Origin of the sequence: Ornithinimicrobium faecis (assembly GCF_023923225.1) — a bacterium.
GTDB classification, from domain to species: domain Bacteria; phylum Actinomycetota; class Actinomycetes; order Actinomycetales; family Dermatophilaceae; genus Ornithinicoccus; species Ornithinicoccus faecis.
Map to the genome: position 1 here is coordinate 2,942,878 of NZ_CP099489.1, position 24,717 is coordinate 2,967,594.

Below are 24,717 nucleotides of genomic sequence, written 5' to 3' on the forward strand. Positions count from 1 at the left end.
CCCGCCACCACCCTCAGGTCGTGAGATCGGCTGAGCGCCACCGAGTCGTGCGGAAGGTGTAGCGGTCCTCCGTCAGGTGTTCCTCGGCAAACTGCAGGTAGCCCTCCAGTGCCTCGCCGCGACATCGGTCGCCACAGCCAGGACACCCACATGCGCCTCCTGCAGGAAGTGCAACTCCTCGGGCTTGTTCAGCTCAGTCATTCCACGACGCTAGCCTTCGGGTCTGACACTGCCACCTGGCTGTGGAAGGCTCCCCAGGACGACAGGACGAAAGCCCAGGGCAGCACACCACGGGACAGCAGACGGGAGAATCGGGATGTCCCAGGACCACTACTTCACTGCCGAGCCCGCCTCGCCGGCCGAGCTGCGCGAGCGCGAGGTCGAGCTCGCGGGACACACGGTCACCGTGCAGACCGCGGGCGGGATCTTCTCCCCCGACGGCATTGACAAGGGCACCTCCGTGCTGCTCAAGCACGCACCGCGCCCGCCGGAGCAGGGCACCTTCCTCGACCTCGGCTGCGGCTGGGGGCCGATGGCCCTGACGATGGCGCTGCACTCCCCCGCCGCCACGGTCCATGCCGTCGACGTCAACCAGCGCGCCCTGGACCTGGTGCGCCGCAACGCGGCAGCACTCGGGTGCGCCGTGACCGCCGTGACGCCGGACGAGGCCCCCGGCGACACGGCATACGACCTGATCTGGTCCAACCCACCGATCCGGGTCGGCAAGGCCGTGCTGCACGAGATGATGCGCGCCTGGCTCCCCCGCCTCGCGTCCAGCGGTGAGGCCTGGCTGGTGGTGCAGAAGAACCTCGGCGCCGACTCCCTCCTGAAGTGGCTGGCCAACGAGTTCCCGGATCTGGCCGTGGACCGACCCACCACCAGCGGCGGGTTCCGACTCATCCGGGTCGCGCGTCCCTGACCCCGGAGGTCAGCCACACCCCGATGCCGGCGAGCAGGACGCCCAGCCCCTCGGCGACCGCGCTGATCACCTTCGGAGTGGTCCAGAACGGGTCATACATCGAGGGGATCGGCCCGATGGCCGGCACATTGACGTAGGTGTAGAGCAGCACCGGAACGAAAGCGCTCAGCGCGGCCAGACCCGCAACCAGGTAGGCGCCCCGCGAGGGCCGCAACAGCACATAGAGCGCGACCAGCAGCGCCACCACCGCCTGGATCCGGAACAACCACCCGCCACCGATCCCGCCCGGCGCCGCGAGCTGCATCTGCGGCGCCAGGCGGAGGTGGACCACGGCATCGACGAGCAGGGCCAGGACGACCAGTCCCCGCACGACGCGCTCGGTCACGGCACTCACCCCACCGTCAGGACCGACACCATCGCCGGGTGCGGGATGCAGAAGTAGGAGTAGTCGCCCGCCTCGTCCGGCGCGGTGAAGGTGACCGTCTCGCCGGGCCCGACCTCCACATCGAAGAGCCCCTCCTCATCCGAGGTCACGGTGTGGCCGACGTCGTCCTGGTTGGTCACCGTCACCTCGGCGCCGGGCTCGATGGTCCCGGTCGTCTCGTAGTCGAAGTCGACGATGGTGATCAGCGCGGCACCCTCCTCGAGCGTCACCTCGGGCGAGTCCGGCTCGTCGTCACCCGAGCAGCCGGACAGCACGGCAGGGAGTATGCCGAGGGCCAGGACTGCAGCGGCGGCGCGGCGCAGGACGGGCTGGCTGCGGTGGGGTCGGCTGAGGAGGTGGCGCTGGCTGGGAAGGTGTTGGCTCGGGCGCGGGTGGCTCGGGGTCATGCCGGATTGTACGGCGCTGGCCCGTTGGCGGATTGGTCGCGAGGGAAGGACGTCGTGGCCACCACCGCCGCACCGATCGCGTTGAGGACGATCCATGCCGTGATGGTGGCCACCAGGCCCGCCTGGTCGGCAAGCAGCCCGCCCGCGATCCCGCCGACTGGCACGATCCCCATGGTGAGCGTGCGCCGGGTCGCCGAGACTCGCCCCATCAGCTCCGTCGGGGTCAGCTCCGCAGCGATCCCGGCCAGGAGCACGTTGTAGGTCACGATCGCCACGCCCCAGCAGAACGAGCCGGCGAGCAGCCAGGCCGTCGCGCGGTGCGGGTCCAGCAGAGCCGTCAGCGTCAGGGCGGCCACCGGCGCGAGCAGCAGGACTGACCCGCGCAGCACCCGTGGCACGCCCAGGCGGTCGGCGAGCGGGACCGCCACGAGCGATCCGAGCAGCCCGCCGACGCCACCGGCGGAGACCAGCAGGCCGAGCACGGTCGCGCCGAGATCCAACTCTCGCAGCACCAGCACGACCTCGACTGCGGAGTGCACCGCGAGGCCCAGGTTGATCAACATCGACCCGAGGGTGAGCCGCCACAGGGTGCGTCGTTCCCGCAACGTCGACCAGCCGAGCCTGCCCTCCCGCAGGAAGCGGGCGAGCGCCGTCGTGGCCGCCTCCGGCTCCTCCCCCGCGGATCCCGTGGGGTCTTCGTCCGCGGCGACGGTCGGCTGTTCGGGCGCGGCCAGGCGCAACCTGAGGACCACCAGGGCGGCGAACGCGGTGAGCGCGGCGGCCACCGCGAGGGTGGGTCCGGCGCCGGTGAGGGCGACCAGCACGCCGGCGAGCGCGGGCACGACCAGGGAGATCACCGACTCGGCCGACTGCATCCTGGACACCAGGCGGGACACTCCGCTGACGCCCACGGCCCTCGGGGCGATTGCTGTCTGGGTGGTCTCGACCACCACGGCGGCTGTCCCTGCCAGGGTGGCCACCGCATACAGGTGGAGCAGGGTCAGCCCGTCCAGGGACCAGGCCAGGACGAGGCTGGCCAACAGCCCCGCGCGGACCAGGCCGGAGGCGAGCAGCAACCGGACGGTGGGTGAGCGATCGACGAGGACGCCGATGGGGATGCCAAGGACCAGGAAGGCCAGCGTGCCGAGTGCGTTGAGCAAGCCCATCTGGGCTGCCGTCGCACCGAGCACCACGACGGCGAGGACGTCGGTGGCCAGGTCGGCGGTGTTGCGCCCGGCGGCGTCCAGCGCGTTGGACAGGATCAGCGGCCGGCCGGTGGACGGTGCACGCGACGGTGCGGGTTCAGGGTTGCGTGACGGGTCAGGGTGTGACGAGGGGTCAGGGATGTGCGCAGGCATGAGTCACCTCAGGAAGTGTGGAGGAACAGAGCACGTCGACACCGACCCGGCGCAGTCGGTGCGCGGGTCTGGCGGTGTCAGCGGCGACTCAGAGGCTGTCGCTGCGAGCTCTGAAGAACACGTCCCTCTTCCTGGGTCTCACACATTTTCATAGCGGTTTCGCACGCCCGCCCCGCATTTTCATAGCGGTTTCGTACGCGCACCCCGCGACTTCGTAGCGGTTTCGCACATCAGCCTGCGATGCACGCACAGAGCACTGTAGCCGCTGGGCGGGGAACCTCAACTGGTTGCTGCCGTGACTACGCGCGCGTCCGGCCCGAGGATGTCCGGGATGCCGAGCCCGAGGTGCTCAAGAGGGGCAATCCCCTTCGAAGGGAGCGGGCTGTTCTACGGTTCGAGGCGTCGAGCCCAGAACTCGGTAAGGAGGCCGGGTCGTCCGTTGTCGAAGTCGGCGAGGGCCGACCGGTACCGCTCGAACGCTGGAGTTCCTCGTTCGACCGCGACCTCGAGGGACGGCCAGTCGAGCCGGACGAGCAGCTCGCTCAGGAGTGCGCGGATGGTGCGCCCGTTGAAGTCCGCGAACGGGTGGATGCGCAGGAACTCACCTTCGGCATAGGTGAGCAGTTCCATCTGCAGGTCGAGTGTGTGTGCGTGGGCCAGGCGGGTCTGCACGTTATCCGCGTATTCGCGCATCAGTATCGGGACAAGGAAGTGCTCGGGCGGGATGTGGTTGCCGATCTGCACCAGCTCGCGTCGCCACTGGCCCGCGATGTCCGGGATGAGGCCGCCGATGATCTCCTGATGGAAGTGGCGGATCAGCTCGTCGGTGTAGGGCTGCTCCTGGAACTCGCCCCGGCCGACGCGTGCAAGCAACGAAACCAGGTGGGGTGCGATCGCGTCGGCGAGCTGCGCATAGGTGAGTTCGCCATGGGTGGTGGCGAACTGACGGGTCAGACTCGCGTCTGCTTCGCCTGCTGGATCCACGCTTCCGAGACCGGTTCGTTTTCCATGGCCATGCTGGCCGCCACACGATCAATGACCACGGCAAGGCGCGCTTCGCGCTTCTGCTTGTCGCTGAGCGCACGCCAGCGAGCCAGCGACTCCGCCGCCGGCTGCGTGATCTGAACCGTGGTGCTCATAGTCCCTACAGTCTACTCGGCGTGACTGGTGCCTGAGCTGTGGCCGGCGCGAGACACCACCTGCAGTGCCTGCTCGAGCAGGTCGTCGCTGTCGTGCGGCAGCCAGGTGATGCGGGGGTCGGGACGGAACCAGGACTCCTGCCTGCGCACCAGCCGTTGCGTGGCAGTGACCGTGTCCTCCCGAGCACTGTCCTCCCCGGTCCTGCCGTCGAGCAGCGCGAGCACCTGGGCATAGCCAATCGCGCGCGAGGCGGTCCGCCCACTGCGCAGACCGAGAGCCTCCAGGGACCGCACCTCCTCAACCAGCCCCTGCTCCCACATGCGATCCACCCGGCGGGCGATCCGCTCATCGAGCACCGAGCGCTCGGCCGACAGTCCGATCTGGACGGTTGCCTCGGCATACTCCCGGCGGGGCAGGGTCGCGCTGAACGGGCGCCCGGTCAGCTCGATCACCTCCAGTGCCCGCACGATCCGGCGGCCGTTGCGGGGCTCGATCCGCGCCCCCGCCTCCGGGTCGATCGCGCTCAGGTGCGCATGGAGCTCCGCGACCCCGACCCGCTCCAGCTCGGTGTCCCACCGGGCCCGGACCTGGGGGTCGGTCGGTGGGATCTCGAGCAGGTCCACGAGTGCTCGGACATAGAGCCCGGACCCGCCGACCACGACCGGCACCCGCCCACGGTCACGGATCGCGGCGAGATCGGCTCGTGCGGCGCTCTGGTAGGCCGCAACACTCGCCTCCTGTGTGATGTCCAGAACGTCGAGTTGGTGGTGGGCGATCCCCTCACGCTCGGCCGGCGTGAGCTTGGCGGTGCCGATGTCCATCCCGCGATAGAGCTGGGAGGCGTCGGCGTTGATGACCTCACCACCCAGGCGCTGTGCCAGGGCCACGCCGAGATCGGACTTGCCCGTGGCGGTCGCCCCGACGACGGCGACCACAGGCAGACGATCACGGGTGTGGGTGGGCACGGCGGCAGTGTGACACGTATGCCGTGTGGTCCGGGAGGGGAGGGAGGTGACCCGACCCTGCGGGGCGAGTGGCGACATACTGGTGGGCATGAGTGGTCCCCCTCTGGAACTGCACGTGGTCGCCGACTCGACCGGTGACACCGCCGCCCGCGTGGCCCGCGCCTCCGCCGCGCAGTACGCGACCTACGACGTCCGGATCATCCGGCACCCGCGGATCACCTCCGCCGAGGGGTTGCGCGCGGTGATCCGCAACCTGGACCCGACGCGCCACCGGATGGCCGTCTTCTCCACCGTGGTCGATGACGAACTGCGCGCGCTGGTCGCCCAGTTGTGCGCCGAGCGCGGCATCCCCCACGCCGACCTGCTCGATCCGGCACTGAGCGCGCTGCAGGCCGCCACCGGCTCAGCACCCGAGCGCGTGATCCGCCCGGTCGGGGTCGGTGAGGACTATTTCAAGCGGATCCAGGCGATGGAGTTTGCGATCGCCAACGATGACGGACACCTGACGCACCCGCTCACCCAGGCCGACATCGTCCTGATCGGGGTCTCCCGGTCCGGCAAGACACCGCTGTCGATGTATCTGGGTTATCTCGGCTATCGAACCTCCAACATCCCCCTGGTGCGCGGCATCAACCCGCCTGACCAGTTGTTCCAGGTCGATCGCTGGAAGATCGTCGGACTGACCCTGGACCCGGAGCGGCTCAAGGAGATCCGGCAGAAGCGGGTCCGCGCCCTCGGTGGCCACCGACAGGGCGACGGCTACACCGAGCTGGTCGGGATCTATGACGAGCTCGACGAGGTCGGCGCGATCCAGCGCAAGCTGGGCTGCCCGGTCATCGACACCACCGCCCTGGCCCTCGAGGAGGCCGCCGGGCGGGTGATCGAGATCGTCGAGCGTCGGCGTGAGGCCGCAACGGGCAGTTGACCACCACGCGGACGGGGCCGGAGCCGTGAGGGCACTGTCAGGAAACTCACGTCCCCTCTGCGCCCGGGGCGGCGCTGGTGCCAGTAGTCTGCCCACGTGGGTCGGTGCGGGCCGTCCCAGAGCACACGACGTCACCGAGGAGACGCCCTGATATGAGCCCAATGTCGAGTTCAGAGTCGAGTTCAGCCGACCAGACCACCCGATACCTCTACGACCTCGCCGACGGCGATGCGTCGATGAAGGCCCTGCTCGGCGGGAAGGGGGCCAACGTCGCCGAGATGCTGCGGCTCGGTGTCCCGGTCCCCGACGGGTTCACCATCACCACCGACGCCTCCATCGACTCGATGAACGCCGGCGGCCAGTGGCCCGCGAGCTTGTGGGACGAGACGCAGGAGGCGCTGGCGCGGCTCGAGGAGCGCACCGGCCGCACGCTGGGGTCTGCGGAGCGTCCGCTGCTGGTCTCGGTCCGCTCCGGGGCCGTGGTCTCGATGCCCGGCATGATGGACACCATCCTCAACCTCGGGATCGGGGACGACACCGTCGAGGCCCTCGGCGCCGAGTCGGACAACCCGCGGTTCGCGTGGGACTCCTATCGCCGGTTCATCCAGATGTATGGCGAGGTCGTCGAGGGCGTCCCCGCTCACGCCTTTGAGGACGAGCTCACCGCCCTCAAGCGCACCCGCGCCGTCGAGCAGGACACCGACCTGTCCATCGACGACCTCAAGGAGCTCGTCGAGAAGTTCAAGGGCGTCGCCCGCGAGCACATGGGCGCCGAGTTCCCCACCGACCCGCGCGAGCAGCTGGAGCGCGCCATCGACGCTGTCTTCCGCTCGTGGATGAACCCGCGCGCTGGCGTCTATCGCAAGGCTCACGGCATCTCTGACTCGCTGGGCACCGCCGTCAATGTGATGCAGATGGTCTTCGGCAACCGGGGTGAGACGTCCGCCACGGGTGTCTGCTTCACCCGCAACCCCTCCACCGGCGCCCAGGAGCTCTATGGCGAGTTCCTGGTCAACGCCCAGGGCGAGGACGTCGTCGCGGGCATCCGCACCCCGCGTCCGCTCGCCGAGATGGAGACCGTGCTGCCCGAGGCCTATGGCCAGCTGCTCGACACCATGAAGCGCCTCGAGGGGCACTACGGCGACATGCAGGACATCGAGTTCACGGTGGAGGAGGGCACCCTCTATCTGCTCCAGACCCGCAACGGCAAGCGCACGGCACCGGCCGCCTTCAAGGTGGCCCGCGACCTGGTCGAGGAGGGCGTGATCACCCGCGAGCAGGCCCTGCGCCGCATCGAGGCGGGGCAGCTCGATCAGCTCCTGCACCCCGCCATCGACCCGGAGCACGGCCAGACCCCCATCACCAAGGGCCTGAACGCCTCCCCCGGCGCGGCCGTCGGTGAGATCGTCTTCGACTCGGACACCGCTGAGGCCCGCGGCAAGGCCGGCGAGGCCGTCATCCTGGTCCGCTGGGAGACCACCCCCGACGACATCGCTGGCACCATCGCCGCCCAGGGCGTGCTGACCGCCCACGGCGGCATGACCTCGCACGCCGCAGTGGTCGCGCGAGGGATGGGCAAGCCCTGTGTCGCCGGCGCCTCCGCCGCCAAGATCGACGCTGCGGCCAAGCAGGTCACCATCGGTGACACCGTGCTGCACGAGGGCGACACCATCACCCTGGATGGCTCCACCGGTGAGGTCTATGCCGGAGCACTGGAGCTGGTCCCGCCGCAAGTCAACGAGGACTTCTCGGCAGTCGTCGGCTGGGCCGACGAGGTGCGCCGGATGGACGTGCGCGCCAACGCCGACAACGGCGAGGACGCCGCCCGCGCCCGCGAGTTCGGAGCCCAGGGCATCGGCCTGTGCCGCACCGAGCACATGTTCATGGCCGAGGACCGACTGCCTGCCGTCCGCGAGATGATCCTCGCCGACGACGAGGAGGCCCGCGCCGCTGCACTGGAGAAGATCCTGCCCATGCAGCAGGCCGACTTCGAGGCGATCTTTGAGGCGATGAGCGGCCTGCCGGTCACCATCCGCCTGCTCGACCCGCCGCTGCACGAGTTCCTGCCCGACCTGGTCGAGCAGGCGCTGCTCGTGCAGCGTCTGGAGCTGCAGGGCGGCACCGAGGAGGAGCTGCGCGAGGCACGACTGCTGCTGGCCCAGATCAAGAAGCTCACCGAGATGAACCCGATGCTCGGCACCCGTGGTGTCCGCCTGGCCCTGCTCTATCCGCAGATCCCGGTCATGCAGGTGCGGGCCATCGCCCGCGCGGCCTTCGCGGTGCGCGAGCGCGGCGGTGAGCCGATCGTGGAGATCATGGTCCCGCTGGTCGCCTTCGCCGAGGAGCTGCGCCGCATGCGCCAGATCATCGAGGAGACGCTCGCCGAGGAGTTCGAGTCCAGCGGTCAGCAGTTCGACTACACGATCGGCACCATGATCGAGCTGCCGCGCGCTGCCGTCGTCGCCGACCAGATCGCCGAGCACGCCGACTTCTTCTCCTTCGGCACCAACGACCTGACCCAGACCGGCATCGGCATCTCCCGCGATGACGCCGAGGGCTCGTTCCTGTCGCCCTATGTCGATGACGACATCGTCCCGGACAACCCGTTTGCCTCGATCGACGTCGACGGCGTCGGCGGTCTCGTCCGCCTGGGCTCCGAGGGCGGGCGCCGCACCAAGGCCGACCTCAAGCTCGGCGTCTGTGGTGAGCACGGTGGCGACCCCGCCTCGATCTCGCTGTTCGAGTCGATCGGCCTGGACTATGTGTCCTGCTCGCCCTTCCGGGTGCCGATCGCGCGCTTCTCCGCAGCACGCGCCGTGCTCGACGCGCAGGAAAACTGAGCGCGCCGTTCTGACCACGAACGGGCGCCCCTCCACGTGGCGACAGCACACGTGACGGCTGCACAGCGGGCTGCCGAGCTCACCGAGCTCGGCGGCTTTGCCGTGTTCGCGACCGACCACGACGGGCTGCTGCCGCTGGCCACCGCCCTGGAGGCCGGACACCTGGCCACCCGGTTCGCCGCGACCCGCTCGGGGCTGGCCACCGGCACGGGGCTGCCGGTGGAGCAGGTGCAGCACAGGACGGCGGTCTCAGCCGCGCAGGTGGGGCTGGTCTCCCGGCTCTGGTCAATCGCGCTGGCGTCGGTCGCGCTGCACGAGTGGGTGCCAGCGTTGACCCGTGATCAGGTGTGGATCGACGCGAGTCACCGCAACCCCTCCCCCCTGGCCATCAGCGACCCCGAGGCCGGTCTGCCCGTGGACGGGACCACCAGCGCGGTCACCGCGATCGAGGAGCTTGTCGTCCACGGTGGCGTCGCGGCCATCACTGATGCCTGCCAGGAACACGGCTCCACGTCGGCCAGGGTCCTGGTCAGCAACGCCGCGTCGAGCCTGGTGGCGGCCGCCCGAGTGATCGGCAGCAAGGTGCCCCACCGTGCCGTGCACCTCGACGAGGTGGCGCGGTCACTGCTGGAGCGCCCGTGGTTGGCCGCTGGCGGGGCCTATCGCGACACGGCGGAGTTCAAACGCACCGGCTGCTGCCTCTATTACCGGCTGCCCGGGCACGGCCTGTGTCCCGACTGCGTCCTGGTGCGCCCCGGTCACAGCGCCGACGCCCATCACTGAACGACAGCGCCCACGTCAGGTCCGCAGGTCGTGATGCGGCACCGCTGAACAGCGTGACTTACGCTGCCCCCGTGTCCAAGAAGCACCACGGCGGCGCCCCAAAGAACACGGCCGGTCGCAAGCCCAAGAAGAAGTGCTGCGTCAGCAAGCCCAGGTGCACTCGCTGTCCCCTGCGCATGCTCGCCGAGGGCACGCTCCCCGACGGTTACACCGTCAAGAAGCGCAGGCTCGTCACGCTGGATGGTGGCAAGAAGGCCCACGAGAGCAAGGGCAAGAACACGTCCAAGGCCAAACACAAGGACAAGCGCAAGCACAAGAGCAAGGGCAAGGACAAGCAGGCCGCCTGATCAGCGCGGCAGCACAGCGCCGGTGCGCGCCTCCTGGTCGTAGGTGTAGACCTCCTGGCCCTCGATCCACACGCGCAGCGCGCGGGACTGCAGGTCAATCGGGTCACCGGACCAGAGCACGAGGTCGGCGTCCTTGCCCACGGCCAGCGAGCCCACCCGGTCCGCGACGCCCATCACCTCGGCCGGGTTGATGGTCACGGCCCGCAGCGCGGCGGCGCGGTCCATCCCCTCCTTGACGGCGAGGGCCGCCTGGGTGATCAGGTGGTCGATGGGGACGACCGGGTGGTCGGTGATGATCGAGACCTTGACGCCGGCGCGGTCCAGGATGCCCGGTGCTGCGGCCGTGCGCTCACGCACCTCGACCTTGGAGCGGCTGACGATCATCGGGCCGTAGAGGACCGGGATGCCCTTCTCGGCGACCAGGTCGGCCACCAGATAGCTCTCGGTGCCGTGGTCCAGCACCAACTCATAGCCGAACTCCTCGGCGATCCGGATCGCCGTGGCAATGTCGTCGGCGCGGTGGCAGTGCTGCCGCCACGGGATCTCCCGGTTGAGCACCTGGACCAGAGCCTGGTTGACCAGGTGACCCTCGGCATACTCCCCGTCCTGGGTGCTCTTGTTGGTCTTCTCCAGATAGTTGCGCGCCTCGGTGAAGGCCTTGCGCACGACGAGGGCGACACCGAGCCGGGTGGACGGGGTCTTCTTCTGCTCGCCATAGACCCGCTTGGGGTTCTCTCCCAGGGCGGCCTTCAGGCCGGACGGGCTGCGCAGCACCATCTCGTCGACGACGCGCCCATAGGTCTTCAGGGCGACCGTCAGGCCACCGATCGGGTTGCCCGAGCCAGGGTTGACGTTCACCGAGGTGATGCCGCCGCCCAGCGCGTCGTCGAAGCCGATCTCCCGCGGGTTGATGCCGTCCAGGGCTCGGGCCGCAGCCATGACCGGGTCAGTCATCTCGTTCGTGTCCTGGCCCGCCCAGCCCTCGCCCTCCTCCCACACCCCGAGGTGGACGTGGGCGTCGATCAACCCCGGCAGCACCCACTGGCCACCGGCATCGACGACGTCGGCACCATCCGGGGCCGAGACGTCAGCGCCGAGCGCGGTGATCTTCCCGTCCTCGACGATGACGGTGCCGTCGAAGGGGTCACCCTCCACCGGGACGACGTGGGCGTTGGTGATGGCCAGGGTCATGACAGGTCCTCCTGAGGGCCGGGAACGGCGAGCGTGGAGCGGCCCCGCAGGGGGCCGGACAGCACCGACGTATGCCGTCGGGCCGCCTCCAGAGTAGGGCGCACCAGAGCGGTCGGTCACCGAGGGTCGCCACGACGGGTGCAGCGCGCCGAGCTGGGCAGGAGCAGGTCACTGAGCCAGACACGGGCGGCTCACCGAGCCTGGCAGGAGGGACGCACCGATCCGGACGGGGCCGGTCTGTGGCTGATGTGACTCATCACTCAGTGTTCGCCAGGAGTTTCTGGTCCGTTGCTCTTGTGCGCGGTTCAACTACCTGTGAGGATAGGAACACTGTGCTCGGCGCGTGCGTTGGCATGGGAAGAACGACCAGGACACAAAGTGGTGGCCTGCGGCGTGAGCGGAGCCGTGGTGAGCACGGTTCTGTCAAGATTCACGCTACACCAGACATGGGGTGTCCCTGACCACGGGGGCACCTGGACACCACCTCGGGCACCCAGACACAACGGCCCGGGAGATGAACGAGGAGCACCTAGATGGACTGGCGCAATCGCGCTGCCTGCCTGGACGAGGACCCGGAGTTGTTCTTTCCGATTGGCAACACCGGACCCGCCCTGCAGCAGATCGAGGAGGCCAAGGCCGTCTGCCGTCGTTGCCCGGTGATGGACACCTGCCTGAAGTGGGCGCTGGAGTCCGGACAGGACGCTGGCGTGTGGGGTGGCCTCTCCGAGGATGAGCGCCGCGCCCTCAAGCGCCGCAAGGCCCGCGCACGCCGCGCAGGCTGAGTCACGTCAGACGCGCCTGTCAGCCTTCCGTTGACAGACCACGGAGCCGCACGACGAACCGCACGACGGTTCCGTGCGGTTCTTGTGTCTCCCAGTGGATCTCGCCGCGCAGATCACTGATCAGGGACTGCACGATCTGCATCCCCAGGCCCGTGCCGGGCTGGTGACCCTCGGGCAGCCCCCGGCCGTCGTCAGCGACCGTGACCGTGAGCAGATCACCGCCGGGCGCCGCGGTCGGTTCTCCCGTCTGGCCCGAGGCAGCACGGGCCGCCTCGACCACGACGGTCCCTGCGGGAGCACCGTCGGTGGTCGGCGTGCTGGTGTCGAAGGCGTGCTCCACGGCGTTGTGCACCAGCTCAGCCAAAATCATCGCCAGCGGTGTGGCGTCCTCGGCGCGAATGCGCCCGAACGACCCCCGGTGCTCGGTGGCCACCCGCGCGCCCCCCTGCGAGGCGACCTCGACCGTGGCCCGGGCCATCCGCACGGCGATCTCGTCGAAGAGCACGGTCTCGTCGAATCCGTGGCTGAGGGTGTCGTGCACCAACGCAACCGTGGACACGCGCCGGCCGGCCTCCTGCAGGGCCGCCCGCGCGCCCGGATCGTCCAGGCGGCGAGACTGCAGCCGCAACAGGGCCGAGACGGTCTGCAGGTTGTTCTTGACGCGGTGGTGGATCTCCCGGATGGTCGCGTCCTTGGTCATCAACTCCCGCTCCCGGCGGCGGAGCTCGCTGACGTCGCGCAGCAGGATCATCGAGCCATAGCGGGCCCCGTGGTCCAGCAGAGGGACAGCCCGCAGCGTCAGGTTGCTGCGGACCGTCTCGATCTCGGTGCCCCAGGGTGCCCGCCCGGTGAGGACCAGGGGCATCGTCTCGTCGAGGGTCACCCCCGTGGGGAGACGGGCCGTCACGATCTCGGACAGGTCCGCTCCCGCGACCTGGTCGGTGTGTCCCAGGCGTCGCAGAGCAGAGATGGCGTTCGGAGACGCATACTCGATCATGCCCTCGGCCCCCAGCCGCAGGACACCGTCACCCACCCGCGGTGTCCCCCGGCCGACACCGGCGGGAGCCATCTCGCTGGGGAAGGCTCCCTGGCCGATCATCCGCAACAGCGACTGCGCGAGCTGCAGGTAGTTGACCTCCAGGCCGCCCTGCTGGCGCATGTTGTGCAGATCGGTGTGCCGCACCAGGACACCGACGGCGCGTCCGGCTCGGACAACCGGGACATACTGCTCATGGACAAACTCGGCCTGCGGTGGGTCCAGGAGACGCATCGTGCGCAGCACGGTGTCCAGGACGTCGCGGCGGCCTGGCTCGGGGGCATTGCCGACGACGTCATCGTTGTAGAAGTTGGGGCCCGTCGTCGGACGCGCGTGAGCCACCAGGACCCAGTCGTCACCGCTGCCGCCGGCCGGCACCCAGAGGGTCAGGTCCGAGAAGGACAGGTCGGCCACCATCTGCCAGTCACCGACCAGCCGGTGCAGCCACTCCGCGTCAGCGCGCGGAAGTGCGACCTGCTGGCCCAGGACCTCACGAAGTGTCGGCACGGGCGCAGACTAACCCGCGGACCCGGCCACCGAGCATCCGGGGCCGGGTCCACGCTGAGTCCGGGTGAGTCGTCGGCTCCGTGACCTGCGCGTGGTCAGTTGCTGCTGCCCTGGCGCACCAGACCACGCAGCGCTCGCAGCGCGACCGACAATGGGCCCATGCCGGGCGCCTCGAGCCGGTCGACGTTGCTCAGCACCTGCCGGACACGGGTCAGCGCCTCGGAGTTGGCGTCGCTCCACGCCGCGAGCACATCGCCATCCTGGCCAGCGCTCTCGGAGCTGCTCAGGACCGTGCGGGTCAGGGCCTTCAGCACGCCATAGAGATCGTCGCGCATCGCACCTCGGGCCAGACTGTCCCAGCGGTCCTGCCGGGGCAGCTCCCCGACCCAGTTGAGGAGGGCGTCGATGCGGAACCGCTCGGAGACCGCAAAGTAGTGCGCCGCCGTCTCCTCCAGGGACCGACCGGTCTCCTCGGCAAGCTCCACGATGTCGAGCACGGAGAAGGAGTCCAGCAACCCGGCATACCAGAGCGCCAGGTCCTCGGGGACTCCGTTGCTGCGGGCCTCCTCCGCCTGCTGCTCGAAGCGCTCCCGCTCCGCCGCCTGCAGGTGCCCACCCAGCTGCGTGCGCAGCGTGCGCACCGGCTCGGTGAACCGGGCGATCTCGTGGTCCAGCTGCCCCGTGAGGGACTGGTTGTTGAGGAACCACCGCACGCTGCGGTCCATCAGCCGCCGGAACTCCAGATAGAGCTTGGTCTGCAGCTGCGTCGACACCTGGTTGTCCAGCGCCTCGACAGCCTCCATGAACCCGCTCATGTCGAAGACCTCGCGGCACACGACAAAGGCGCGCGCGATCTGCGGCACCGTGGCGCCGGTCTCCTCGGTGCACCGGAACGCAAACGTGATGCCGCCCCGGTTGACCATGGCGTTGGCCAGGTCGTTGACGATGATCTGGCGCCGCAGCGGGTGCTCCCCCAGGCCGTCCCCGAGCCGCTCGCGCAGCGGGGCCGGGAAGTAGTCCCGCAGGGCATCCTCGAAGAACGGGAAGTCCGGCAGGTCGGACTCGGTCAGCTCGGCCTTCAGGTTGAGCTTGGAGTAGGCGACGAGCACGGAGAACTCCGGCGAGGTCAGACCGGTGCCGTTGCTCTCGTGCGTCTGCATCCCCCGGTCGTCCGGGAGGAACTCGAGGTCACGGTCGAGACCGGCGTGCTCGGCCAGGTGGTCCATCAGGCGCCGGTGCACCGGCGCCATCACACCGTCCTGGTCGCGGGAGTTGCCGATCAGGACGTTCTGCTCGTAGTTGGTCCGCAGCACCGTCGCGGCCACCTCGTCGGTCATCGAGGCGAGGAGCTCGTCACGCTGCTCCAGTGACAGGTCACCGGCAGCGACTACGGGGGCGAGGGCGATCTTGATGTTGACCTCGTGGTCGGAGGTGTCCACACCGGCGGAGTTGTCGATCGCATCGGTGTTGATGTGCACCCCGGCCAGAGCCGCCTCGATGCGGCCGCGCTGACTGAAGCCGAGGTTGCCGCCCTCTCCCACGACCTTGACCCGCAGGTCTCCGCCGTTGATCCGGATGGCGTCGTTGGCCCGGTCGCCGATCTCTGAGTGGGTCTCCTGCTCGGACTTCACGTAGGTGCCGATGCCGCCGTTCCAGAGCAGGTCGACCGGCGCCTTGAGCACGGCGGAGAGCAACTCGTTGGGCGTCAGCGAGGTGGTGCCCTCCGGCAGCCCCAGGGCCTCGCGCACCTGGCTGCTGATCGGGATCGCCTTGGCCGACCGGGGATAGACCCCGCCACCCTCACTGATCAGCGAGGTGTCGTAGTCGGCCCAGCTGGATCCGGGCAGGTCGAAGAGCCGCTGCCGCTCGGGGTGAGAGGTCGCGGCCTCCGGGGTGGGGTCGAGGAAGACGTGCCGGTGGTCAAACGCAGCCACCAGACGGATGTGCTCGGACAGCAGCATGCCGTTGCCGAAGACGTCACCGCTCATGTCGCCGATGCCGACCGCAGTGAAGTCCTGCGACTGGGTGTCGTGGCCCAGCTCGCGGAAGTGCCGCTTGACCGACTCCCAGGCGCCGCGGGCGGTGATCCCCATGCCCTTGTGGTCATAGCCTGCGGACCCGCCGGAGGCGAAGGCGTCGTCCAGCCAGAAGCCATACTCCCGGGAGACCCCGTTGGCGATGTCGCTGAACTTGGCGGTGCCCTTGTCGGCAGCGACCACCAGATAGCTGTCGTCCCCGTCGCGGCGCACGACGTTGTCGGGGGCCACGATGTCGCCATCGACCCGGTTGTCGGTGACGTCCAGCAGTCCCTTGATGAAGATCTTGTAACAGCCGATGCCCTCGTTGAGCCAGGCTTCGCGGTCCTTGGGGTCGGGCAGCTGCTTGGCCACAAAGCCACCCTTGGAGCCGGTGGGCACGATGACCGCGTTCTTGACCATCTGCGCCTTGACCAGACCGAGCACCTCCGTGCGGAAGTCCTCGCGGCGGTCGCTCCAGCGCAGCCCGCCGCGGGCGACCGCGCCGAAGCGCAGGTGCACACCCTCGATGCGCGGCGCGTAGACCCAGACCTCAAAGGCCGGCCGGGGGTCGGGCAGTCCGTCGATGTCGCGCGGGCTGAGCTTGAGCGAGACGTGGGTCTTGGCCCTGCCGTCCTCGTCCAGCTGGTAGAAGTTGGTCCGCAGGGTGCCCTCGACCACCGAGACCAGTTGGCGAATGATCCGGTCCTGGTCGAGGCTGGCCACCTCGTTGAGCGCCTCGTTGATCCGGTCGATGACTGCGGCGGCCTCCTCGTCCCGGGCCGCGTTGTCCGCCCCGGTCGCGGGGTCGAAGCGGACGGTGAACAGCTCCACGACCATCCTGGCGATGTGCGGGTTGGCCACCAGAGCCGACTCCAGGTAGTCGAGGCTGAACGCACCCACCTGACGCAGGTAACGCACCAGGGTGCGCAGGATGACGACGGAGCGCCAGGACAGGTCCGCGTCCAGGACCAGATTGTTCAGGCCATCACTCTCACCCTGCCTGCTCCAGGCCACGGAGAAGGCCTCCTCGAAGTCGGCGGCAACCTCCTTTTCCGTGCGCAGGTCGTCGCTCTCCCAGACCTGGGCGTCCTTGGCCCTGAGGCCGAAGTCATAGATGCGCATGGCAATCTCATCGGCCTCCTCCTCCACGACGTAGGGCCGCTCGTCGGTGACCTCAACCCCGAGGTGACTGAAGATCGGCATCGCCTCGGTCAGGGTCATGGCGTCCTGCCGGTAGAGCTTCAGCCGGCGCTCCTCCGGCGGTGCCCCGTCCTCGGCATACAGGTGCAGGCGCATCCCCCGCTTCGGGTCCTCGACCACCGAGCGGATACGCGCCAGGTCGGCATAGGCGGTCGACGCGTCGAAGTCCTCCTTGTAGCCCTCTGGGAAGGCGGCCGAGAAACTCGCGGCCGTGTCCCCGACGGTCTCGTCCTCCTCGTGCTCCTGGACGACGTCGGTGAGCTTTTCCTCCCAGGTGCGCATCGCGTCCTGGACCCGTGCCTCGAGGGCCTGCGCATCGACGTCGGGGATGTTGGACCCGGCCGGCATCCGCAGCACATAGTGCACCTGGGCCAGTGCGGCATCCCCCACCTTGGTGGTGTAGTCGACGGTCTCGGCGCCGAACGCATCCTTGAGCAACCCCTGGATGCGCAACCGCACGGCCGTGTTGAACCGGTCCCGGGGCATGAACATCAGGATCGACACGAAGCGGCCAAACTCGTCCTTGCGGACCAGCAGGCGGGACCCACGGCGCTCCTGCAGGTGGAGCACCTCGTTGGCGCTGTCGGACAGCCAGTCGATGTCGGCCTGAAAGAGCTCGTCCCGGGGGTAGTTCTCCAGGACTCCCATCAGATCCTTGCCGGAGTGGCTGTCCGAGGCATAGCCGCTGCGGTCCAGGATGGCACGCACCTTGCTGCCGATGACCGGCAGCCGGGTCACCGACTCGGCGTAGGCACTCTGGGTGAACAGTCCCAGGAAGCGGCGCTCGGCCACGACGGCACCCTGCTCGTCAAACGTGCGCACGCCGACGTAGTCGAGATAGACGGGGCGGTGCACGGTGGCCCGCGAGTTGGCCTTGGTGATCGTCAGCAGGCGAGGCTCCCGGGCGGTCGCGACGGCCTCGGGGCGCAGGTGGCTCACGCTGCCCTGGTGCCCCGGCTGCGTGCGCAGGATCCCCAGGCCGGTCTCGGGCACCGAGCGCAGCGCCTCGGTCCCGTCGACCTCGACCAGCTCGTACTCGCGGTAACCCAGGAAGGTGAAGTGGTTGTCCTCCAACCAGGTGAGGAACTCGATCGTGGGCTCCACGCTCGCGGGGTCCACAGAGTCGGGCACCCCGGCCTGAAGCTCGGCGATGATGCTCCGCGCCTTCTCCCGCATGGCCGGCCAGTCTCGGCAGGCTCTGCGCACGTCCTCCAGGACAGCCTTGAGGCGGGCCTGGAGATCCTCACGCGAGGCTTCTCTGGGCAGCCGGTCGATCTCCAGGTGCATCCAGGACTCGACGGTGTCCTCGGGCCCGGCATCCGCGGCGTCAATGTCGAGCACCTCACAGGACTCGGCGGTGCGCCGAACCACGATCTGAGGGTGGACCAGCAGGTGCACGGACAGCCCGTGCTGGTTGAGCTCGCCGAGGACCGAGTCGACCAGGAACGGCATGTTGTCGGTGACGACCTGGACGACCGTGTGCCGGGAGGTCCAGCCATCGTCCGCCCGGGAGGGGTTGAAGACGCGCACCTCGGTGGTGTCCGGTTGCCGGTCAGAGGAGAGCCCGGCGACCTGACGCAGAATCGCCTGTCGCACCTCCTGCTCCCGTCCCTGCAGTGTGGTGTGCGAAACGTGTCGGTAGAACCGATCGAGCAGCGTGTCCTCGAACGACATGATCAGGCCAGTCTCCTGTGGTTGCGTGCCGCGTCGGCGCACCTCGTCGAGCGCCGCTCAGAGCCTATCCCCCACCGCGTCCCTGAGCAGGTCGGGGCCAGTGCCCCGGTGGGTCGGTGGACAACCGCGCCCGCCTGTCACCGGGCGACCGTAGGGTGTGCGCATGTCGGCGCCTCCCTCTCCCCTGGCTCTGCTCGGCGTGGCCGAGGAGCTGAGCACAGCGGGGGCACACCTGGGCGATCCTGCGACAGAGGCTCAACTGCGTCACCTCCTGGACCGCGTCGTGGACGCTGTGGTCGACGTGACCCAGGGCCGCGATGCTCCCTCGCGCAACCTCCCGGTCCCCGATCCGCCACCCGACGGGGCTCTCCCTGCACCCGCCACAGGACCAGCCGACCTGGGCACCGCCGACGCGGCCTCGTGCTCGGCGCTCGCGAGCCGGTGTCACCGGGCCGCGGCCCACCTCGACGCGGTGGGCTCCCAGCCCCTGGCAGAGCAGGTTGCCCGCTGCCTGCGCCAGCTCGCCAACGGCCTGCAGGACCTGGTGCAGGACCTTCCCCACGAGCAGCCACCCGTGATGCGCCAGCGATTCCTGCGGTCACTCCGCCGCGCCACGGCTCTCCTGGACGGCCAGTCGTCCTAAAGTGATCCCATGAGGATCCACGAGACCGTCGAGCACGACGCGACGCCACAGCAGGTGTTCGACATGATCTGCTCCCCCGAATACCAGGAGCTCAAGTGCGCTCGCAGCGGCGCGCTGGAGCACGAGGTCGCCATCGAGGTCGAGGATGACGCCCGCACGATCGTCACCCGTCGCCGCCTGCCCACCGAGGGGTTCCCTGACTTCGCCCGCAAGTTCGTGGGCGATGCGGTTGATGTCGTGGAGACCCAGGTGTGGGGCCTGACCAGCGACGAGGACGGTGGTCACACGGCCTCGCTCCACGTCGAGATCCCACGGACCCCGGTCAGCATGTCCGGCAGTGTGTTCCTGGCTGCTGGCGGTGCTGGCACCGAGCACACCGTCGAGGGAGAGCTCAAGGCCAACGTCCCGTTCATCGGCGGCAAGGTCGAGGCCGCGGTCGCTCCCGTGCTGGCCCGGGCGCTGCGCCTCGAGGCCAAGCTCTCGCCGGAGTGGTTCGAGCAGAATCCGGCCTGACACCCAGCCTGTGGCGCTGGCCTGAACTGCGGAACGGCCGCGAGACGAGGAGTTCCCTCGTCTCGCGGCCGTTCTCGCGTGATCACCGTTCGCCGGGCGTCACCCCATGTGCGGATAGCGCCAGTCGGTCGCGGCCACAAAGGTCTCCTTGATGGACCGGGCGCTGCTCCACCGCATCAGGTTCTGCATGGAGCCGGCCTTGTCGTTGGTGCCGGAGGCGCGGGCGCCACCGAAGGGCTGCTGGCCCACCACGGCACCGGTCGGCTTGTCGTTGATGTAAAAGTTGCCCGCGGCGAAACGCAGCTTGTCGGTCGCCAGCGCCACCGCCGCACGGTCCCGGGCGATGATCGCACCGGTGAGGGCGTAGTCCGCCACGGACTCCATCTGGGTCAGCGTCTCCTCGAACTGGTCGTCGGGATAGACGTGCACGGCCAGGATCGGTCCGAAATACTCCGTGGTGAAGGTGTCGTGCGTGGGGTCGCTGACCTCCAGCACTGTTGGCCGCACGAAGTAGCCCTCGGAGTCGTCGTAGGTGCCACCGGCGATGATCTTCACCGAGTCGTCGGCCTTGGCCCGGTCGAGGACGTCCTTGTGCTTGGCGAACGCCCGGTCGTCGATGACCGCGCCCATGAAATTGCTCAGGTCGCGCACGTCGCCCACCGGCAGCGAGTCCGTGATCTCGGCCAGCTCGTCGCGCAGCTGGTCCCACAGGGACTGGGGGATGTAGGCGCGAGAGGCGGCGGAGCACTTCTGACCCTGATACTCAAAGGCGCCACGCACCAGCGCGGTGCGCAGCACGTCCAGGTCCGCCGACGGGTGGGCCACGACGAAGTCCTTGCCACCGGTCTCCCCGACGATCCGCGGGTAGGAGCGGTAGTTGGCGATGTTGCTGCCGATCGTGCCCCACAGCATCTGGAAGACCCGCGTGGAGCCGGTGAAGTGAATGCCGGCGAGGTCTCGGTGCGACAGGGCAACGTCGGAGACCTCTGGCCCGTGCCCGGTGACCATGTTGATCACTCCCGGGGGCATCCCGGCCTCCATGAGCACGTCCATCACCACGGAGGCCGCGCGCTGCTGGGTGGTCGCCGGCTTCCACAGGACCGTGTTGCCCATCAGGGCCGGAGCGGTCGGCAGGTTGCCTGAGATCGCCGTGAAGTTGAACGGGGTGACGGCGTAGACGAACCCCTCGAGCGGTCGCTGATCAGTGCGGTTCCACACGCCGGGCGCGTTGCGGATCGGCTGGTCCGCGAGAATCTGCCGCCCGTAGTGGACGTTGAAACGCCAGAAGTCGATCAGCTCACAGGCGGAGTCAATCTCGGCCTGGGTGGCCGTCTTGGACTGGCCGAGCATGGTGGCGGCATTGATCCGCGAGCGCCACGGGCCCGCCAGCAGCTCCGCTGCACGCAGCAGGATGGCCGCGCGGTCGTCATAGTCCATGGCTGCCCAGGCAGGAGCGGCCTCCCGCGCGGCGTCGATGGCTGCCGTCGCGTCGGCTGCCTGCGCGTTGCGCAGGGTGCCGAGCACCTCGGCGTGGGCGTGCGGCTGGACGACGTCGATGGCCTCACCGCCACCGGTGACCTGCTCGCCACCGATCACGTGCGGGAGATCGACAGGCGTGGCCGCCATCTCAGCGAGCGCCGCCTCCAGCTCCACCCGCTCGGGGCTGTCCGGGGCATAGTCCCTGACCGGCTCGTTGATCGGGTCGGGGACCGTCGTCACGGCATCCATTGGTCTGCTCCTCCAGTGGGTTGGGTGATCTCGTCGTCGAGGCTCGTCCTCATGCTCTCAGGAGGACAGCAGGGAACGCACATCGGCGAGCTCGGTGGCGTCATACCAGGACAGCTCGATCACCTCAGCGTCCGTCGAGACGGCAGCGTCCTCCCCCAACAGGTCGTCACCAACATGCAGGGAGGCGATGCGCGGCAGGCTCACCGGCCCGTGCACGATCACCCGTGAGCCCAGCGGCGCGGCGTCGTCAATGGTGTCGCGTCCCACGTCGGCGGCCGCGACGAGGACTGGCACCCCCTCCTGCTGGCAGTAGACAGCGGCGTCCTGCAACGCGGCATACTCCCAGGCCTCCTCGTCTCCCCCGGGGTCCGAGCGGCGCACCGACTCGGTGACGACGAAGGCCACCAGGTCACCGACCAGGGACCCCTGCTCGTGCAACTCGCTGGCACGCTCGGCGGTGAGCGGGAGGTAGCAGCGGATCTGTTGGGCAATCTGCACCATGTCGATTCTCCTTCTCAGTCGTCGGCAGCGACGAGTTCGGCGAGCGCTGAGTCGATGCACTCAGCCAGCACGTTGAGGTCGGGCATGGCCTCGCGGTCGGCGTTGAGTCCGAGGTGGACCCGGCCGTCGTAGGACGTCAGGCCGATGGCCAGCGCCTGACGCTGAGCGAGCGGGATGACGGGGTAGGTCGCTCGTAACCGAGCTGGCCCGGCGAAGCGGGCCTCCTGCGGTCCGGGCACGTTGCTGATCACCAGGTTGAAGACACGCCGCGACATGGCACTGGCTGCCCGGGCGGCCATCGAGTGCAGCGTGGGGGCAGCGAACCCGGCCAGCCCCGCGATGCCAGCTGCACCGATGGCCTGCCCGTCGCGCAGTTGCTTGGCCATCCGATAGCTGACCTGCTGGAGCCGCATGACCGGACTGGGCTCACCGACCGGCAGGTCGACAAACGCTGCGACGACCGGACCACCAACGCGCGACTCGACCTGGCCGTCCTCGACGGACAACGGGACCATGGCCCGCAGGGTGCTGGAGGAGCTGATCGGCTCCCCGCGCGTCATCAGCCACTCCCGCAGGGCCCCCGTCAGCGTGGCGAGGACGACGTCGTTGACGGTGACGTGTCCCAGGTCACCGGCCCCGAAACGGCGGCTGCGGACCTGGCGGAAGTCGTCCAGGTCCAGGTCGATGAGCGCCACCCTGCGCGTCGAGCCGACTGGGGTGTTGAGCGGGGTGTCGGGGGTCGGGCTGGCTGCTGTGCGCACGAGGGCTGTGCCGGCCTGCTGGGCGACCTCGACGACCTTGCTGCCGGTGTGCCGCAGGTCGGTCACGCCTGCGCGCACGCCGTCCCACAGGCGTCGCGGTGAGGTGACCGTGGTGATCGCCGAGCGGGTCATCAGCTCAACGTCGCTGGGCTCGGGCGAGGGACTCCACGTCTGCACGATGGGCACGACGTCGGTCGGTGCCTCGTCCAGGATGACCTGGCCGATGTCGAGGCCATGGATGCCGTCGACCATGGCCTGATGCGTCTTGCTGACCAGGGCGAAGCGGTCGTTCTCAAGCCCCTCGACCAGGTAGATCTCCCACAACGGCCGGCTCCGGTCCAGCTGGCGGGACTGGACGCGAGCCACGAACTCGGAGAGCTGCTCCACCGTCCCGGGACGGGGCAGCCCGGAGCGACGCACGTGATAGCTCAGGTCGAAGTCTGCGTCGTCCACCCAGACGGGCCCGCCGAGCCCAGCTGGCACCTGTCGCACGCGCTGGCGATAGCGATGCACGTAGGCGACCCGGTTGGACACGAGGTCCAGCAGGGTGTCGTGGTCGAAGCCCTCCTCCGGCATGTCGAAGACCAGCACCGAGCCGACATGCATGGCCGTGGCCGGTCCCTCGAGGTAGAGGAACGATGAGTCCACCGGAGTGAGGCGATCTAGCACGGGCCCATCGTGTCAGATGCTGCCGGTCCGGCGCGCCAGTCGGCCACCTCGCGGTGGCGTCAGGACACGGCCGCTGACCCGGGTGGCGAGCTCGCGCAGCCCCGCGCGGGCCGGGCTGCTGGGTCGTGCCTCGCGCAGTGTCTGTCCGGCGAGCACAGCTGCATCGACACCCGACTGGTCATCGGCGACCAGGACGACGTCCGTGACCCCCGCGAAACGCTCCAGGGCCTCCCGCACCCGTCGGGTGGGGTCTCGCCCCACGGCACCGGCGCGCAGCCTGTTCACTGCGACCGTGGTCCGCGCATCGGTGACCTCCGCTAACTGGTCCAGTCCGCGCACCAACCGCTGCAGGGACACTGGGTCGGCCGCTCCGACAACGACCACCTCGTCGGCAGCCTCCAGCGCTGCCAGGGTCGCCCCGTTGCGGCGCGGGGCCGCAGTGTCAAAACTCAGTTCCTCATCGGCCTCCAGGCAGAACCCCGTGTCCAGCACCGTCAGCGGCACACTCTGCACACAGGCGGCGAGCACGTCGGCAAGGGCGTGCTCGCGCAGCTCAGTCCACCGGTCGGGGCGTGGCATCCCGGTGAGCACCCGCAGCCCGGGTGCCACCTCGGGCGCCATGGTGCTCAGCACGGCGGGGTTGAGGTTGCCCTGGTCAGCGGCCCGGGCGGCCGCCGCGACCCCGGGCGCCTCGTCCAGCACCGCCAGCAGTTGGGCGACCGAGGCGCCATAGGTGTCCAGGTCAGCGAGGATCACCGGTTGTCCCGGCTCCGCGAGCTCGGCGGCCAGGTTGACGGCGACGGTGCTGCGTCCCGGCGCACCCACCGGGCCCCAGACGGCCACGACGCGGCCCTCCGCGTCCGGCCCCTCCTGCGACCTGCTTGGTGTGCGCTCGGGTCGCCCTCGCGCCCCGTCACCCGGTGCAGCAGTATGCGGAGTGGTCACCTCGTCGGCGGCCTCGCGCACGTCCTGGTCACCGGTGGTGTGATCCGCGGTGGTGTGATCCGCGGTGGCGTCATCGGGTGCGTGCCCGGCGTCGAGGAGCTCGGCCAGGGCCGCGTCGAGCTGTGCCTGGTCCGCGTCTGCGGGCACCACCACCGGCACCGACCAGCGCCGCAGCATCCGCTCCCCTGGCTCGTCACCGGGTCGGTGCACGCCCAGGACGAGCAGGTCACGCTCGTGCAGCTCGCGGATGGCGCTGCGTTCCAGCCCCCGCAACTCGGCCGAGACGACGGCCACACGTCCCACCCCCGCTGCTGCTGCCCCCAACAGCTCCGCGAGGTCGGCGCACCGCCGCACCACGTGCACGGACCGGCTGCTGCCGAGTTTGGTGACCAGCTCGGCCTCGAACCGTGGCGTGACGGCCGTGAGCAGGGGCAGACTCAT

22 protein-coding genes are annotated in these 24,717 nt (G+C 69.3%); 8 read left to right on the top strand and 14 right to left on the bottom strand.

What is annotated here, in order from left to right:
* Positions 1-72 precede the first annotated feature (72 nt).
* The gene (locus NF556_RS21415) at positions 73-201 is read right to left on the bottom strand and encodes a hypothetical protein (RefSeq protein WP_256829314.1); all 129 of its coding nucleotides are present in this window, start codon (positions 199-201) and stop codon (positions 73-75) included.
* Between the two features lie 115 nt (positions 202-316).
* Here NF556_RS21415 and NF556_RS13755 point away from each other — a divergent pair, with 115 nt between their 5' ends.
* Positions 317-919, top strand: coding sequence for a class I SAM-dependent methyltransferase (locus tag NF556_RS13755; RefSeq protein ID WP_252591484.1), 603 nt, complete (start codon positions 317-319; stop codon positions 917-919).
* On the opposite strand, the gene NF556_RS13760 is transcribed toward NF556_RS13755, so the two are convergent.
* The 6 genes from NF556_RS13760 to miaA all read right to left on the bottom strand — a co-directional run bounded on the left by NF556_RS13760 (position 897) and on the right by miaA (position 5,213).
* On the bottom strand, positions 897-1,304 hold the full coding sequence (locus NF556_RS13760) for a hypothetical protein (RefSeq protein WP_252591485.1): 408 nt from the start codon (positions 1,302-1,304) through the stop codon (positions 897-899). The two genes, NF556_RS13755 and NF556_RS13760, sit on opposite strands and share 23 nt — an antisense overlap.
* A gap of 5 nt (positions 1,305-1,309) precedes the next feature.
* On the bottom strand, positions 1,310-1,750 hold the full coding sequence (locus NF556_RS13765; protein ID WP_252591486.1) for a cupredoxin domain-containing protein: 441 nt from the start codon (positions 1,748-1,750) through the stop codon (positions 1,310-1,312).
* Positions 1,747-3,108, bottom strand: a complete 1,362-nt coding sequence (locus NF556_RS13770) for an MFS transporter (protein ID WP_252591487.1) — start codon at positions 3,106-3,108, stop codon at positions 1,747-1,749. Before NF556_RS13770 ends, NF556_RS13765 begins: the two co-directional genes overlap by 4 nt.
* Positions 3,109-3,495: 387 nt before the next feature.
* Positions 3,496-4,092: a Fic family protein gene (locus NF556_RS13775; protein WP_252591488.1), complete on the bottom strand. Its 597-nt coding sequence runs from the start codon at positions 4,090-4,092 to the stop codon at positions 3,496-3,498.
* Positions 4,059-4,247, bottom strand: a complete 189-nt coding sequence (locus NF556_RS13780) for a hypothetical protein (RefSeq protein WP_252591489.1) — start codon at positions 4,245-4,247, stop codon at positions 4,059-4,061. The genes NF556_RS13775 and NF556_RS13780 overlap by 34 nt, the downstream gene beginning before the upstream one ends.
* Positions 4,248-4,259: 12 nt before the next feature.
* Complete coding sequence (gene miaA / locus NF556_RS13785; RefSeq protein WP_252591490.1) at positions 4,260-5,213, bottom strand: tRNA (adenosine(37)-N6)-dimethylallyltransferase MiaA; 954 nt, start codon at positions 5,211-5,213, stop codon at positions 4,260-4,262.
* Between the two features lie 88 nt (positions 5,214-5,301).
* Between miaA and NF556_RS13790 the strand changes: the two genes are divergently transcribed.
* The 4 genes from NF556_RS13790 to NF556_RS13805 all read left to right on the top strand — a co-directional run bounded on the left by NF556_RS13790 (position 5,302) and on the right by NF556_RS13805 (position 10,108).
* A complete protein-coding gene (locus tag NF556_RS13790) occupies positions 5,302-6,138 on the top strand; it encodes a pyruvate, water dikinase regulatory protein (RefSeq protein WP_252591491.1) in 837 nt (278 codons plus the stop codon).
* Between the two features lie 161 nt (positions 6,139-6,299).
* Positions 6,300-8,978, top strand: coding sequence for a pyruvate, phosphate dikinase (gene ppdK / locus NF556_RS13795; protein WP_252591492.1), 2,679 nt, complete (start codon positions 6,300-6,302; stop codon positions 8,976-8,978).
* Positions 8,979-9,029: 51 nt separating this feature from the next.
* Entirely contained in the window at positions 9,030-9,761 is a 732-nt protein-coding gene (locus NF556_RS13800) for a (2Fe-2S)-binding protein (RefSeq protein WP_252591493.1), read from the top strand.
* A 71-nt stretch (positions 9,762-9,832) separates the two neighbouring features.
* Positions 9,833-10,108, top strand: coding sequence for a hypothetical protein (locus NF556_RS13805; RefSeq protein ID WP_252591494.1), 276 nt, complete (start codon positions 9,833-9,835; stop codon positions 10,106-10,108).
* Here NF556_RS13805 and NF556_RS13810 read toward each other — a convergent pair whose 3' ends face one another.
* The gene (locus NF556_RS13810; RefSeq protein WP_252591495.1) at positions 10,109-11,299 is read right to left on the bottom strand and encodes an amidohydrolase; all 1,191 of its coding nucleotides are present in this window, start codon (positions 11,297-11,299) and stop codon (positions 10,109-10,111) included.
* A gap of 533 nt (positions 11,300-11,832) precedes the next feature.
* On the opposite strand from NF556_RS13810, the gene NF556_RS13815 reads away from it, so the two are divergent.
* Positions 11,833-12,081, top strand: coding sequence for a WhiB family transcriptional regulator (locus tag NF556_RS13815; protein ID WP_114905415.1), 249 nt, complete (start codon positions 11,833-11,835; stop codon positions 12,079-12,081).
* Positions 12,082-12,100: 19 nt separating this feature from the next.
* Here the strand turns inward: NF556_RS13815 and NF556_RS13820 are convergent, their stop codons facing one another.
* Entirely contained in the window at positions 12,101-13,624 is a 1,524-nt protein-coding gene (locus NF556_RS13820; RefSeq protein WP_252591496.1) for a sensor histidine kinase, read from the bottom strand.
* Positions 13,625-13,719: 95 nt separating this feature from the next.
* On the bottom strand, positions 13,720-18,516 hold the full coding sequence (locus tag NF556_RS13825; protein ID WP_252591497.1) for an NAD-glutamate dehydrogenase: 4,797 nt from the start codon (positions 18,514-18,516) through the stop codon (positions 13,720-13,722).
* 163 nt (positions 18,517-18,679) lie between these two features.
* On the opposite strand from NF556_RS13825, the gene NF556_RS13830 reads away from it, so the two are divergent.
* Together NF556_RS13830 and NF556_RS13835 are read left to right on the top strand one after the other, a co-directional pair.
* On the top strand, positions 18,680-19,159 hold the full coding sequence (locus NF556_RS13830; RefSeq protein WP_252591498.1) for a hypothetical protein: 480 nt from the start codon (positions 18,680-18,682) through the stop codon (positions 19,157-19,159).
* Positions 19,160-19,168: 9 nt separating this feature from the next.
* A complete protein-coding gene (locus NF556_RS13835) occupies positions 19,169-19,672 on the top strand; it encodes a DUF2505 domain-containing protein (RefSeq protein WP_252591499.1) in 504 nt (167 codons plus the stop codon).
* Positions 19,673-19,771: 99 nt separating this feature from the next.
* On the opposite strand, the gene pruA is transcribed toward NF556_RS13835, so the two are convergent.
* From pruA to NF556_RS13855, 4 genes are read right to left on the bottom strand one after another with little or no spacing between them, the layout of a single operon-like run.
* Positions 19,772-21,400, bottom strand: coding sequence for an L-glutamate gamma-semialdehyde dehydrogenase (pruA, locus tag NF556_RS13840; protein ID WP_252591500.1), 1,629 nt, complete (start codon positions 21,398-21,400; stop codon positions 19,772-19,774).
* Between the two features lie 57 nt (positions 21,401-21,457).
* Positions 21,458-21,901, bottom strand: a complete 444-nt coding sequence (locus tag NF556_RS13845; protein WP_252591501.1) for a DUF6912 family protein — start codon at positions 21,899-21,901, stop codon at positions 21,458-21,460.
* Positions 21,902-21,915: 14 nt separating this feature from the next.
* Positions 21,916-23,331 carry a WS/DGAT/MGAT family O-acyltransferase gene (locus NF556_RS13850; RefSeq protein ID WP_252591502.1) on the bottom strand — a complete coding sequence of 472 codons (1,416 nt, stop codon included), beginning with the start codon at positions 23,329-23,331 and terminating at the stop codon, positions 21,916-21,918.
* A 12-nt stretch (positions 23,332-23,343) separates the two neighbouring features.
* Positions 23,344-24,717 carry a CpaE/TadZ family protein gene (locus NF556_RS13855; RefSeq protein WP_252591503.1) on the bottom strand — a complete coding sequence of 458 codons (1,374 nt, stop codon included), beginning with the start codon at positions 24,715-24,717 and terminating at the stop codon, positions 23,344-23,346.

Coding starts and splice junctions, on each gene's coding strand:
- NF556_RS13825 (WP_252591497.1), bottom strand. CDS start 18,516: ATGTCGTTCGAGGACACGCTGCTCGATCGGTTCTACCGACACGTTTCG.
- NF556_RS13790 (WP_252591491.1), top strand. CDS start 5,302: ATGAGTGGTCCCCCTCTGGAACTGCACGTGGTCGCCGACTCGACCGGT.
- NF556_RS13810 (WP_252591495.1), bottom strand. CDS start 11,299: ATGACCCTGGCCATCACCAACGCCCACGTCGTCCCGGTGGAGGGTGAC.
- NF556_RS21415 (WP_256829314.1), bottom strand. CDS start 201: ATGACTGAGCTGAACAAGCCCGAGGAGTTGCACTTCCTGCAGGAGGCG.
- NF556_RS13855 (WP_252591503.1), bottom strand. CDS start 24,717: ATGAGTCTGCCCCTGCTCACGGCCGTCACGCCACGGTTCGAGGCCGAG.
- NF556_RS13815 (WP_114905415.1), top strand. CDS start 11,833: ATGGACTGGCGCAATCGCGCTGCCTGCCTGGACGAGGACCCGGAGTTG.
- NF556_RS13845 (WP_252591501.1), bottom strand. CDS start 21,901: ATGGTGCAGATTGCCCAACAGATCCGCTGCTACCTCCCGCTCACCGCC.
- ppdK (WP_252591492.1), top strand. CDS start 6,300: ATGTCGAGTTCAGAGTCGAGTTCAGCCGACCAGACCACCCGATACCTC.
- NF556_RS13780 (WP_252591489.1), bottom strand. CDS start 4,247: ATGAGCACCACGGTTCAGATCACGCAGCCGGCGGCGGAGTCGCTGGCT.
- NF556_RS13835 (WP_252591499.1), top strand. CDS start 19,169: ATGAGGATCCACGAGACCGTCGAGCACGACGCGACGCCACAGCAGGTG.
- NF556_RS13765 (WP_252591486.1), bottom strand. CDS start 1,750: ATGACCCCGAGCCACCCGCGCCCGAGCCAACACCTTCCCAGCCAGCGC.
- NF556_RS13755 (WP_252591484.1), top strand. CDS start 317: ATGTCCCAGGACCACTACTTCACTGCCGAGCCCGCCTCGCCGGCCGAG.
- NF556_RS13770 (WP_252591487.1), bottom strand. CDS start 3,108: ATGCCTGCGCACATCCCTGACCCCTCGTCACACCCTGACCCGTCACGC.
- pruA (WP_252591500.1), bottom strand. CDS start 21,400: ATGGATGCCGTGACGACGGTCCCCGACCCGATCAACGAGCCGGTCAGG.
- NF556_RS13830 (WP_252591498.1), top strand. CDS start 18,680: ATGTCGGCGCCTCCCTCTCCCCTGGCTCTGCTCGGCGTGGCCGAGGAG.